The organism is Bacillus sp. 2205SS5-2 (assembly GCF_037024155.1).
GTDB lineage: Bacteria > Bacillota > Bacilli > Bacillales > Bacillaceae_K > Bacillus_CI.
Genome location: NZ_JAYKTS010000004.1, coordinates 25,176 through 37,833, shown reverse-complemented (window position 1 = coordinate 37,833; position 12,658 = coordinate 25,176). Strand labels below are relative to the sequence as shown.

Annotated in this window: 9 protein-coding genes; 6 read left to right on the top strand and 3 right to left on the bottom strand. The window is 37.1% G+C overall.

Annotated features, from left to right (window positions below; all coding sequences use genetic code 11):
* Positions 1 to 249 precede the first annotated feature (249 nt).
* Entirely contained in the window at positions 250 to 1,020 is a 771-nt protein-coding gene (locus tag U8D43_RS03805; RefSeq protein ID WP_335869660.1) for an SDR family NAD(P)-dependent oxidoreductase, read from the top strand.
* A gap of 214 nt (positions 1,021 to 1,234) precedes the next feature.
* On the opposite strand, the gene U8D43_RS03800 is transcribed toward U8D43_RS03805, so the two are convergent.
* Positions 1,235 to 1,690 (bottom strand): chemotaxis protein CheX, encoded by a 456-nt coding sequence (locus tag U8D43_RS03800; protein ID WP_335869659.1) that lies wholly within the window; start codon positions 1,688 to 1,690, stop codon positions 1,235 to 1,237.
* Positions 1,691 to 1,865: 175 nt separating this feature from the next.
* Between U8D43_RS03800 and U8D43_RS03795 the strand changes: the two genes are divergently transcribed.
* Entirely contained in the window at positions 1,866 to 2,939 is a 1,074-nt protein-coding gene (locus U8D43_RS03795) for a type III polyketide synthase (RefSeq protein ID WP_335869657.1), read from the top strand.
* Complete coding sequence (locus U8D43_RS03790; protein ID WP_335869656.1) at positions 2,939 to 3,499, top strand: isoprenylcysteine carboxyl methyltransferase family protein; 561 nt, start codon at positions 2,939 to 2,941, stop codon at positions 3,497 to 3,499. The genes U8D43_RS03795 and U8D43_RS03790 overlap by 1 nt, the downstream gene beginning before the upstream one ends.
* 294 nt (positions 3,500 to 3,793) lie before the next feature.
* Here U8D43_RS03790 and U8D43_RS03785 read toward each other — a convergent pair whose 3' ends face one another.
* Together U8D43_RS03785 and yunB are read right to left on the bottom strand one after the other, a co-directional pair.
* Positions 3,794 to 4,699, bottom strand: a complete 906-nt coding sequence (locus tag U8D43_RS03785; RefSeq protein WP_335869655.1) for a DNA-3-methyladenine glycosylase family protein — start codon at positions 4,697 to 4,699, stop codon at positions 3,794 to 3,796.
* A gap of 417 nt (positions 4,700 to 5,116) precedes the next feature.
* A complete protein-coding gene (yunB, locus tag U8D43_RS03780; RefSeq protein WP_335869654.1) occupies positions 5,117 to 5,887 on the bottom strand; it encodes a sporulation protein YunB in 771 nt (256 codons plus the stop codon).
* 201 nt (positions 5,888 to 6,088) lie between these two features.
* Here yunB and U8D43_RS03775 point away from each other — a divergent pair, with 201 nt between their 5' ends.
* From U8D43_RS03775 to U8D43_RS03765, 3 genes are all read left to right on the top strand, one after another.
* Positions 6,089 to 9,703 (top strand): dynamin family protein, encoded by a 3,615-nt coding sequence (locus U8D43_RS03775; RefSeq protein WP_335869653.1) that lies wholly within the window; start codon positions 6,089 to 6,091, stop codon positions 9,701 to 9,703.
* A gap of 171 nt (positions 9,704 to 9,874) precedes the next feature.
* The gene (locus U8D43_RS03770; protein WP_335869652.1) at positions 9,875 to 10,717 is read left to right on the top strand and encodes a sulfurtransferase; all 843 of its coding nucleotides are present in this window, start codon (positions 9,875 to 9,877) and stop codon (positions 10,715 to 10,717) included.
* Positions 10,718 to 10,752: 35 nt separating this feature from the next.
* Positions 10,753 to 11,649, top strand: a complete 897-nt coding sequence (locus U8D43_RS03765) for a 5'-3' exonuclease (protein WP_335869651.1) — start codon at positions 10,753 to 10,755, stop codon at positions 11,647 to 11,649.
* Positions 11,650 to 12,658: the final 1,009 nt, after the last annotated feature.

The following is a 12,658-nucleotide window of genomic DNA, read 5'->3' as shown; positions in this document are numbered from 1 at the left end:
AATCATTAGATAAGAATAGGATAAATAAAGCAGATAGGAGGATCTTTTATGGAGAAATACTATTGCAAGCAATGCATGGTTCTTTATAACGATTGTGGAACTTGCTTAATTTGCTTAGGACCAATTGAGCAGAAGATTGTCATTACTAGCTTACATCAAGAAAAGTCTACAAAAAAAAACTAGTCTGATAGGCAAACATCTAGGAAAATATGGTAAAATTAGCATATTAAGCTGGAAGAGGTGTTTGCCTTGTATTTATCATCCTTTAATCTTCATGGAAAGAATGCAGTTGTTACTGGAGCTGGAAGAGGGATTGGCCAGGCCGTTGCAATTGGTCTTGCTGAAGCTGGAGCCAATGTTATTCTTGTATCTCGTACAAAAGCCAATTTAGAAGAAACAGCAATACATATTAAAAATCAAAATGTATCATACTGGGTGATGCCAACAGACGTCACTTCTGAAAAAGCAGTCGAGTCGCTCTTTAAACGAATAGATGAAGAAGTGGGATCTGTGGATATATTAATTAATAATGCGGGGATGAATATTCGGTCGAAGGCGTTGGATGTAACAACAGAAGAGTGGAACATCATAATGGATACAAACTTAAAATCTGCCTTTCAAATGGCCCAGAAAGCTGGGGAACGAATGCAGAAACTAGGTCACGGAAAAATTGTAAATATTTCCTCTGTCGGGGGGCATGTGGCCTTACGAACAGGAGTGGTTTACGCGATGACCAAAGCAGCATTGATTCAAATGACCAAAGTGCTTGCGTTAGAGTGGGGCGAGCATAATATAAACGTGAATGCTATTGGTCCTTGGTATTTTCCCACGCCTTTAACAGAAAAGTTATTACAGGATGAAAACTATGTAGAAGATATACTTCGAGTGACCCCTTTGAATCGGCTCGGAAAATTAGAAGAACTGGTTTCACCTACTGTGTTTTTATGTTCTGAAGCAGGAAACTATATCACCGGTCAAACACTATTTGTTGATGGAGGCATGACCATCCAAGGCTTTTAAATGAAGCTGTATATACTCTAGAAATAATAGATTTCGTGGCATCTTTTCGTGTTTATTGAATGAAATCACTATTAAATGAAGGATTTCATTTAATAGTGAATAAAATTACAACAAGAGATACGTTATTGCCATAAACGATTATTAGACATAAAGAAAGAACGCAATTCTTGAATTGCGTTCTTTCTTTATCCGGACAGGTGATCCAGATGTGTAATTACTGACCTTCAATCATTAATATGATATCTAAACTTCCGGCATTTTCGATTTGAATTGGCAGACGAACTGCACGCTCAAACCCATACATCTTGGATTTTCCCACTATAACGGTGGGAGGAGTGATATCGGTGGTGTAACCCTTTTGCGCAACGTTGGTTGAAAGGTTGCCTGCAATCATATTGCCGAGTTCTCCGGCAAATGACTCAAGCATTTCCCCCTCTAAAGGCATTCCGAACATCACAGTTCCAATTCCACTTAATGTTTCTTCGTTACTTTCAATGATCACTCTTCCTCTTACATCACCTGTCATTCCAATAAGAACACCTATACTATGTTGGTAGAGTGGCTGTTGTAATAAAGAGGGGGTTTCCATGTTCAGTACCATAGGGATAACAGCCTTAATTGCCTCTATGCTACTGTTAAGAACTTCTTGTATTGTTTTCGTAAGAGTCATGATCATATCCTCCATGCATTTATGAACATAATTCTACCATATATGACAGCTTTAAAGGGCAGAAGAGTGTAGGAATAGTGAAAAAATTGTCGTAAAATAAAGTAAAAACACGAATCTAAATAATATAATCCAATAAAGGGCAATCTATCCAAATGAAGTGATAGGAGTGATATTAATGCCCAAAATAATCAATGTCGAGACTGCTCTTCCTCCATATAAGATTACCCAAGCTAAGGCTGCTTCATTTGCGAAAAATATGTTTGCTGATTCTTTTAAAAATATTGATCGCTTATTGAGCATCTTTGAGAATTCAGATATTCAATCACGCTATTTTGTTCAAGAAATTGATTGGTTTCAACAAAAACATAGCTTCGAGGAGAAAAATAACTTATTTATAGAAAAAGCAGTTGAACTTGGGAAAAAATCTGTTGAAGCTATCATAGATATTACTGATGGGCTATCTTATGATAACATCGATGCTATTTTCACCATCTGTACATCAGGTTTAGCTACACCTACGATTGAAGCAAGAATAATGAACTTGCTTCCTTTTTCTCCACACGTGAAAAGAATCCCGATTTGGGGGCTAGGTTGTGCTGGAGGTGCTGCTGGATTATCACGCGCTTATGACTATTGTCTGGCTTATCCAAAGGCTAATGTTTTAGTGATAACAGTTGAACTTTGCTCGTTAACCTTTCAAGCCAATGATCGAAGTAAAAGCAACTTTGTAGGTACGGCGCTATTTGCAGATGGGGTCGCTTGTGCTTTAGTTTCAGGAGATAACAGTGATGTGTGTCGACACCTGAAAGAACCGAAACCTTCAATTGTAGGAACTCTGTCAACTTTAAAGAAGGATTCACTTGATGTAATGGGGTGGAATGTTAAAAATGAAGGAATGTTTGTGGTGTTTTCAAAAGACATTCCAAGTCTTGTTTCAACATGGTTAGAGCCCAACACAGTAGGTTTTCTAAATCAATATGGTCTGGAGTTAGAGGATATTTCCATTATTGTGGCTCATCCCGGAGGTAAGAAGGTGCTTGATGCGTATCAAACTTCTTTACATCTTTCAGAAAAACAATTGCAGTTATCAAAACAAGTGTTAAACGAATATGGAAATATGTCCTCTGCAACTGTACTTTATGTATTAAAAGAACAGTTAAAGAAAAAAGTCGACAGAAATCAATACGGTCTTGCATTCGCACTTGGCCCCGGTTTTTCATCAGAACTTTTGTTATTGAGGTGGAGTTGATGTTCCCAATCCTTTTTGTTGGCATTGTAGTTGTTCAAAGGCTCATTGAATTAGTTATTGCACGAAATAATGAGAAGTGGATGAAAAGCCAAGGAGCCATCGAGTATGGGAAGGGTCATTACAAATTTATGGTGCTCATTCATTCCTTGTTTTTTGTCTCGCTATTGATTGAATTTAAGTGGACTGGTGGGAAGGTTCATTCCTTGTGGTTACTCTTTTTAATTTTATTTTTACTGGCACAAATAGGGAGGGTCTGGGTTCTATCCTCATTGGGAAAGTACTGGAATACAAAAATCCTAGTTTTACCAAACGCAGATGTTGTTGCAAAAGGTCCTTATAAGTACATGAAACACCCAAACTATGTTCTAGTTACGATAGAACTTATCGTGATCCCGATAATGTTCCAAGCATATTGGACTCTATTCTTCTTCGGATGTCTAAACCAACTCATTTTAGCCGTTCGCATTCCAGAAGAGGAAAAAGCACTTGAAGAAATCACCGATTATAAAGAGACACATGAACATACGTATCGATTTGTTCCAACAGTCAAGAAAGACTAAGTAAATCAGATAATTGGTATTGAAAATCATTCTCGTTTCTGATAAACTTCTAAATGAAGATGAAAATTATTCTCAAGTAGAAGATTTCTTATAATAAGGATGGTGTTCTAAATGGTTTGGTTATTTATTTCAGCAACTGCGGTTACGTATGTTGGGATCACTAAGTATGTCCTAAACAATGTTGTCAATAGAGCACAAAGATCAATGTAAATAAAATGAAAAGAGCCCCTCTTCTGTCAGAAGAGGGGCTCTTTGTGATAGGCAAGATTGGATGTTTATTCTACTATTCATTGATCAATCGTACAGAGTGCGCCATAAATAAAAGGTTGCATAGGTCTGCCATCCTTCCCAATCTGCTGCTAAAGAGTGTATCTCGTTAATCGTTGGTTTACGTTCTAGTCCTAATTGATCCTTAATGGCGTTTTGGAGCCCCACATCTGTAACAGGAAAAGCAGACATATCTCCTAAACATTTCATCAAGACATAATGAGCACTCCATTCGCCAATTCCGCGTAGGGCTGTTAAAGAGGCGATTGCTTCCTGTTTATTCTCCTGAAGTAATGATGCTTTACTGATCTGTTCATTCATCATCGCCTTGGCAACTCCAATGATGTACTCAGCTTTTCTTCCAGTGAATTGTAACGAGCGTAACTCATCAATTGATAGAAAAGAGATCTTTCTGGGATTAGGATATAGCCAATATGTTTGATTTCCAACGGAAATTGATTCCCCGTAGTGTTCAATGAATCTTTTTCGTAAAGTATAGGCAAAGGTTAGGTTGATTTGTTGTCCCGTAATGGCCCATGTGATTGCTTCAAATAAGTCAGGAAATCCTATCACTCGAAGTCCTCGATAAGATTCTGCTATTGGAGCAAGAAGAGGATCTCTACTTGCCATGAGGTAAAATTCATCGAGATTCCGACTCAAATCAAACCATTCACAAACATACTTTACGACCTGTTTTTGTTCATCAAAGCTAGGACATCCTAACGGGAATCGAAGGATTAAGGATTTCGGTGTCCACGAGATATGGAGTAATATCATATTATTCTGAATGTATAAAAGTTTTTCGACGAATTGCTCACCAACTCGGTGAAGAATCTCTTGATTCGATCGCTTCAGGAAAACTAAACATTCCTGAAAATTAAAATCAGTTGGTGTGGGAATCTGAAACGTGTCGTTATGTTTAGTCCAGTTCATATACAGACCTCTTTGCTACATCAAATTAAAAGAATAATTATACCTTAATAGAACCCTAATAGCAAAAAATACTACCTTCTCTAGAGATAGTATTTTTATAGGGCTGTTTTTGAATTAGTCCTTATTTCGTGATGAAGGATGACTTCGGTCAAGTTTTTGCAATATTTCTAATTCGAAGTGAGGAATGATAACAGTGTTTCTATCCCCATTTATATGTTAGAGCAACAAAGTAATCGAAACGAGCCTTTAATAAAGGATGTATACAAATGCATTGTTTAAGAGAATGTAATAATCAATAGAATCCTCTATATTAGACGTGATTTCATTCAAAAAAACTCGATATGATGCTCCAAAACTTATTTAATTGAGGCAAAATTTTTTTGAGATTAGCAATATTATTAGCAGAAACAGCCTAAGTTAACTAGGTGGGTCAGTTGGAACAACAATGGGATTAAATTGATTTCCGTTTCCTTGGCCATTATAAAATTGTGGTACTTCCCCTGGGTAAAATAGATCGCCAATTTTTACTGAGTTGGAGATTTCAATTTTTTTCTCTGATAAAGGAATAATGACATTCATTTGTACGTTAATCTTGATGTATATTTCCAAATACGTATTGTTTATCCCTGATTCAATAATTTTTGTGTCGACACTAGAGGTAACAGCACCTAAAATTTCAAAGCGGACTGGGACACGTGGACCAAGATTTGATAGTAATGTATTTTTGGTCGCCATACCTAACGGGATTTCGTAAATGATGCCGTTGTGAGGCTGATCATCTGAATATTCAATTTCTATATCTGATTTAAATGATTCTAATTTTTCTAAGTCACCTGACTCAACGTAATCTAAGTATTTTTGAACGCGGATGGTAGCTTCTGAAATGGCTCGGTTGTAAATTTGTGGATTGAAGCTGTAGGAAATTTTACCACCGGTTTCATGCTCTACTATTAATTCATTTATATCAATATTTTCAGAGATTTTTTTGGATATTGCATCATTGATTGCCTGTGCTGCAAATTGTCTCGTTTTGGTTTCGGCAATGCTCATAAGACTAGGTTCAATGTTACGGTTAATAACCACTAAACTAATAAATGTTAAAATACTAAACGTGATAAACGTGATCATAAAGACATACGTGGCGGGTAACGGACCTCTTAGTTGGCGTCGTTTTCTCTGCTTGAACACAGTACCCCTCCTTCAAAATATGTATATGCTCGTTTTGCTCAAACCATATCAACTATTCCTTAACATAGTGAAAAGTTGAAGATACGATGCATCAAAATTCTATTATGCAAAGTGAAATAAAGAAAAAGAATTTAAACAATGGGAATATAGGGGGAAATGATTTACAATTAAAGCGTTATCATAAAACAAGGGGAATAACCAATGACTATATCTAGTGAACAAAAGAATTTGATCAATCAAACACTTCAAATGCACGATCTTTTCCTTCAACATGGAGACGAAGAACGTGCTGAAAAAGCGGTACAACTAGGAAAGAAGATCTATAAAGGAGAATGGATCATCGCTTTTTGTGGACATTTTTCTGCTGGGAAATCCACGATGATTAATGCACTTACCGGAGAGGAACTTCTTCCTTCAAGTCCGATTCCAACAAGTGCTAACTTAGTGAAAATCAAAAAGAGTAAAAAAGAGTATACAAAAATTTATTACCACCATCGAACACCGGTCACGATACAAGGCGAATTTGATTCACACCGCGTAAAGCAGTTATGTAAAAGCGGGGATACCGTAGATATGATTGAGATTGGTCACCGAGAGTCCAAAATACCAGCTGGGGTGACCGTACTTGATACGCCAGGTGTTGATTCTACGGATGCTGCCCATATGCTAGCAACAGAGTCTACACTTCACTTGGCGGACTTGATTTTTTATGTGGTGGATTATAATCATGTTCAATCACAAGTGAATTTTCAGTATACAAAAGAGCTAATCGATAAGGGTGCTTCCATTCATTTAATTGTCAATCAAGTTGATAAGCATAACGAAGAAGAGATATCTTTTGCTCAATTTCAAGCGTCTGTGGCAAGTTCTTTCGCATCTTGGGATGTGAATTTGTCAGCGATTTATTATACAAGCTTAAAAAATCCTCAACACGAAGAAAATCAATTTCCAGCATTACAGCAATTTCTTCTAGAAGAATTACAGGATCGTTTTGACTCTATGTCTGGAACGGCTGAAGTTAGCATGAATCACCTTTTAGCGGAACATATCCAATGGTTGGAAGAGCAGTATGATGAGAATGTACAGGTGTATGTAGAGAGATTAACGCATAAAGATTGGGAGAAAAAAGAAAAGATATTAAAGGACTATGAACTATGGAAAGAAGTGAATAGCGGGGCATGGTTAAAAAAGTGGGAAGATGATTTTAATCAAGAACGAAATAAAATCCTTCAAAATGCGTATATCATGCCCTATGAAAATCGGCATTTAGCAGAACACTATTTAACTTCCACACAAAAAGAGTTCAAAGTCGGGCTGTTTTTTGCGAAGGGTAAGACGGAAGAAGAGCGAAACCGTCGGTTCATAGCGTTTCAAGAAGCTCTTCGAGGAACCGTTGTTTCACAACTCGATTGGCATGTGAAAAATTTCTTGCTTGAAAAAGTCAAAAACCTAAAGATTTCTGATGGATCAATTCAAGGAAGGATCGATTCTTTCCATGTAGATGTTACCTATGAGATGATCCAGCAGGCAGAAAGCCACGGAGCTAAAATCTCAGGTGAATACGTATTGCATTATTGTAAAACAATGACGGATATTATTACAAAAGTGGCCGAACGTCAAGCCAATGACATCAAAGAGCTTCTGCTGAAGCATCTACAAAAGAATCCGCTTGTAGCAATTTCAGAAGAAGCTAGACATAAAGCAGAAGCTTTTCAAGGAATCCAGTTTGAAAAAGAACAGCTTCAAAATCAAAAAGAGTCGCTTACACTGCAGCTAGAGTCTGATAATTTTGGCTTTCAAGATTCAGCATTAATAATTGAGAACTGGTTAGAAGAAGAAAAGGGCGAAGAGGTGCAGAAAGATTCTATTTTGAAGAATGAACAAGAAATAACCAAGAAAGAAGACAGCTTGGTAGATCAATGGCAACGAACAAGCTCGAAAGATCAAAATCTAGATGTGCAGGGGACCATTGATCGCCTTGTCTCAATGAGTCAGCAGTTCATCACCATCCCGGGTCTTGAATCCTTCGCACAAAATTTACGTGAAAAAGCAAAGCGTTTAGATGAACGCCATTTTACAGTGGCTTTATTTGGTGCATTTTCAGCAGGGAAGTCGTCTTTTGCGAATGCTTTACTAGGGACAAAGGCTTTACCTGTTTCACCTAACCCGACGACCGCAACTATTAATCGAATTCAACCAAGTCAACATAACAAGCGGGATATGGCTATTATTCATTTGAAATCACCTGAAGTTATGCTAAAGGACTTGAATCATTCCCTTTCGTTTTTTCAAAGGAAGGTCAACTCTGTTCAAGAAGCGTACGACAAAATTTCATCCATCAAACGAAATGAATTAAGTGGAGTGGAGAACACACATCTTGCCTTTTTACATGCATTTCAGAAAGGATTTTCACTGCTGAAATCTAAGCTAGGAGAATCCCTCACCGTTAGTTTAGCAGAATATGAAGGATATGCAGCGAATGAGCATCAAGCATGTTTTGTCGATGTAATCGATGTTCATCTTGACAATGATTTTACGAATCAAGGTATTACATTAGTCGATACACCCGGAGCAGATTCAATTAATGCTCGCCACACTGATGTAGCTTTTCAGTATATTAAAGATGCTGATGTGATTTTATTTGTTACGTATTATAATCATGCTTTTAGTAAAGCCGACCGAGAATTTTTAATTCAGTTGGGTCGGGTTAAGGATTCCTTTGAAATGGATAAGATGTTTTTTATCGTGAATGCGATTGATTTAGCATCGTCAGAAGAGGAAGAGACCGAAGTAATGAACTATGTAGAATCACAACTATTGCAGTATGGGATTCGTTCCCCACAGCTGTTTGGTTTATCCTCACAGCAATCATTAAAAGAAAAATTAGATTTCATTGAATTAAATAAGAAGATGCAACGATTTCAAGTTGAATTTGATTCATATTTATTGAATGGACTAACAAAAATGGTGGTAGATTCTGCTAATTTCCTCTTGGATAAGGGGAAAAATCGCTTGTCTCATTTAATTCAAGGCAATAAAAAAACGGTAGCCGATTATGAGACGTACATTCACCAAATTCAAAACCAGTCGCATCTAGTTCTTGATTTATTAACAAACGAATCAATTCAGAGCATATATCCGGTTCTTCAGCAAGAGATTGATGAGTTACTTCTTTATGTTCATCAACGTGTCTTTTTCAGATATTCAGATTTCTTTAAAGAAGCGTTTTTCCCTTCACTTTTTAATAAACATGATTCACAAACGGCTCTTTCTCTTGCTTTATCAGAAGTGCTAGATTCTACAGCCTATGATGTACTACAAGAATTGCGAGCAACAACTGTTCGTTTGGAAAAATTTATGAAGAAACAGTTAAGTGAAAAAGCAAATTTGGTTTCTACTCATTTGAATGATATAAATGGAGATTTAGTGTTTTTTCCAACCGAATGGTCCAATATACAAACACCACCATTTTCAGATATTAAGGATGATTTTTTATCCCAATCGTATGAATCACCGTTGAAACTCTTTAAAAACACAAAGCGCTTTTTTGAACAAAACGAAAAAGAATTGGTCAAAGAGTCTCTAGCTGACTCGTTAAAACCGATTGTTAAAACCTATTTACAGTCAATGTCCGGGTTGTTATTTAATTGGTCAAAAGAGTACGTCGATGGTCAATTTTCTATCTTCCTAGATTCAACAGAAAAAGAAGCAAGGGACCAATTCCATTCATGGACGCAAGGGAGTAGTACAGAACAAGATATTCAGAGATGGGAAAGTGTGTACCGGAAAGTGACGGAAGCAGATCATGTACAATAAATACCATTGCTGTGCTACTTGTGTCCATTTTCTCCCGAGAAAAACTCCGCAAGGAATGAAGTATTATTGCAAAAGGCTGGGATTTGAAACGAAAACCACGTATGGTTTTGATTGTTGGGAACCGAAAGATCATGTTAAAACCTTGTTGGCTAAAGAAAGGAGAGATTATAAATGAAATATGTATTGAAGGTGCACGAGCTACAAACTCGGCCGGTAGCAAGAAAAGTGAAGGTATTGGATTGTTCCTATTCATTAACAGACTCTAGTCGAGGTAGAATTCAATATGAAGAAGAACATATTCCTGGAGCAATTTATCTTGATTTAAAGCATGATTTATCAGATGAAATTTCAGTGCATGGTGGGAGACATCCTTTACCAGGTATTTCAAAGATGGAGAAAACACTCGGAGGAAAAGGAATTACCCGTCAAGATACAGTAGTTTTATATGACCGCGGAGATGGAGCCTATGCTGCAAGAGGTTGGTGGCAACTTCATTATTTAGGTCATGAAAACGTGTATATACTAGATGGTGGCTTTAAAGAGTGGAAAAAAGCAAAATTTTCTGTCGAGAAAGGGACAAGAGTGGCCAGAGAGACAGTATATATAGCTCAACCGCAACAACAAATGCTTGCCGATGTGGATGATGTGAGAAAGGTACTTTTCGGTAAATCAGAGGCTATTTTACTTGATTCTCGTGCACAGGAGCGATACGAAGGGAAAGTAGAACCCATCGATAAAAAGGCTGGACACATTCCGACCGCTGTCAATTTTCCTTGGCTGAATGTTCTAGAAGAGGGACTCTACAAAGATACAGAAGAATTAATTCAACAGTTTTCTTCTCTGCCGAAGGATTCGAATTTGATCGTGTACTGTGGATCTGGAGTGACGGCAATTCCCAACATCATTGCATTGAAGGAAAGTGGTTATACTCATGTAAAATTATACAGCGGTAGCTTTAGTGATTGGATATCATATGAGGAGAATCCTGTTACGAAAGAGCAAGAGAAGAAATAACGTATGCTATAATGGATGACGAGGTGAGGGATAAAATGAAACAAAATGTATTATTAATTGATGGAATGGCATTATTATTTCGCTCGTTTTTTGCCACAGCTATGACGGGTCAATTTATGATGAATTCAAAAGGAACCCCGACCAATGCGGTGCAAGGTTTCGTTAAACATAGCTTACTTGCAATCGATTATGTGAAGCCAACACATGTAGCAGTTTGCTGGGATATGGGCGCAAACACATTCCGAAATGAGCTGTATGATGGATACAAAGCAAACCGTGATGCACCACCTGTGGAATTGCATCCACAATTTGACTTAGCGAAGGAAACCGCAACGGCCTTTACGCTACCGAATATAGGACTAGCAGGGTACGAAGCGGATGACTGTATTGGAACGATCGCAAAATCGTTATCATCAGAAAATAAAGTTTCGATACTGAGTGGTGATCATGACCTTCTACAACTACTAGAAGAAAATATCGATGTTCATATTCTACAAAAAGGATTCGGCAATTATAAAACTTTTACAGAACAATCATTTATTGAAGAAAAGGGGATTACCCCACTTCAATTTATCGATGTTAAAGGCTTAATGGGCGATTCTAGTGATGGATACCCTGGGGTGAAAGGCATCGGAGAGAAAACGGCGATCAAACTCATTCAAGAGTATACTGACATTGAGGGGATACTGGCCAATCTTGAAAAGCTAACACCAGGGCAGCGAAAAAAAATCGAAAACGACCTTGAGATGTTAAAGTTATCGAGAACATTAGCTGAAATTCATTGTGAAGTGCCTGTCACTTTTTCTCCAGAAGAATCTGTTTGGTCAGGTATTACTGAAGAAACCCAAATTTTTCTTGATGAACATGAATTAAGAAGCATCAAGCGTTTTTTGATTCAACATAATATTGTATCTTCGGCCGAAACACTTTAGATAAACTTTCTAGAGGGTAAATTCTAAAGTAGATAAACACCCCATGTGGAGGCTCATGGGGTGTTTTTTTTTTTTTTTTTTTGAGAAAATCAATCTTTATTGCTTCTTCGCTATTTAGTGTTTAGTTCAAACAACTATGTAGGTTTCGGAACTCAATCAATTATTCTTGTAACAGGTGGTGAATGCTGAGCGAGCAATTGAACTCATTCCCTTGTCCGGTTTGGTTTTTCGCTTGTTTTAATCAATATGTAGAATCCTGACATTAAGCTAAAATGGTAGCATCAATTGAACCCTAGAAAATTGTCTTGTCAACACTAAATAGCGAAGAGCCTCTTTATTGATTGAATAATCATAGTATACGAGAAAGATGAGCGAGAATAGTAGTGCATAAAGGTAAGTTAGCCTTTAATAACTGCTGATAGGAACACTAGAAATATTAGTTAACTGTCAGTGTCGATCTACTCCTCTACGAGTTCTGCATATTTTGTGAGGAGGTATTACTTTGATCGATAACAGTGTTCAGCTTGCATTCTAGACGGAAGCATACCAACAAAAATCAAATCACATGTCCCCCTATCTAAAAGTGAATCAATATGTATTATTGATCAGGGTAGTTGACTAACTCTTATTTTACGTGTGCTATTTTCTTCTGTGAAGAAGAGTGAAAGAAAATAGGTAAAGCTAGAAAATGTACATAATCATGCACAGCCACTAGTTAAATCAATTGCTTTCAATGACTATGTCATAATTAGGGAATGTTGATACAATTTGAGTTATATATTTATGGGGTTTAAACAACCACAAGACTGATTTCTTGTGGTTGTTTAGGGCTCATTTCGAATACACTGTTTCTATTTAGTCTAATTTTAGGTGGAGCACTTCATTTTTCTGATGATTCACATCAAAAGTAAATGAAATGATACCTCGAAACAATACAATTCACCGTTTTTAGACTCGTTCGAAAAGCAACAATTTTTGCGAAACCAGCCTTATTTAACAATAACCATCT

What these genes read in the sequence shown, in the direction of transcription:
- U8D43_RS03800 (WP_335869659.1), bottom strand. Translation starts at nt 1,690, where the DNA reads ATGACTCTTACGAAAACAATACAAGAAGTTCTTAACAGTAGCATAGAG.
- U8D43_RS03795 (WP_335869657.1), top strand. Translation starts at nt 1,866, where the DNA reads ATGCCCAAAATAATCAATGTCGAGACTGCTCTTCCTCCATATAAGATT.
- U8D43_RS03790 (WP_335869656.1), top strand. Translation starts at nt 2,939, where the DNA reads ATGTTCCCAATCCTTTTTGTTGGCATTGTAGTTGTTCAAAGGCTCATT.
- U8D43_RS03785 (WP_335869655.1), bottom strand. Translation starts at nt 4,699, where the DNA reads ATGAACTGGACTAAACATAACGACACGTTTCAGATTCCCACACCAACT.
- U8D43_RS03775 (WP_335869653.1), top strand. Translation starts at nt 6,089, where the DNA reads ATGACTATATCTAGTGAACAAAAGAATTTGATCAATCAAACACTTCAA.
- U8D43_RS03770 (WP_335869652.1), top strand. Translation starts at nt 9,875, where the DNA reads ATGAAATATGTATTGAAGGTGCACGAGCTACAAACTCGGCCGGTAGCA.
- U8D43_RS03765 (WP_335869651.1), top strand. Translation starts at nt 10,753, where the DNA reads ATGAAACAAAATGTATTATTAATTGATGGAATGGCATTATTATTTCGC.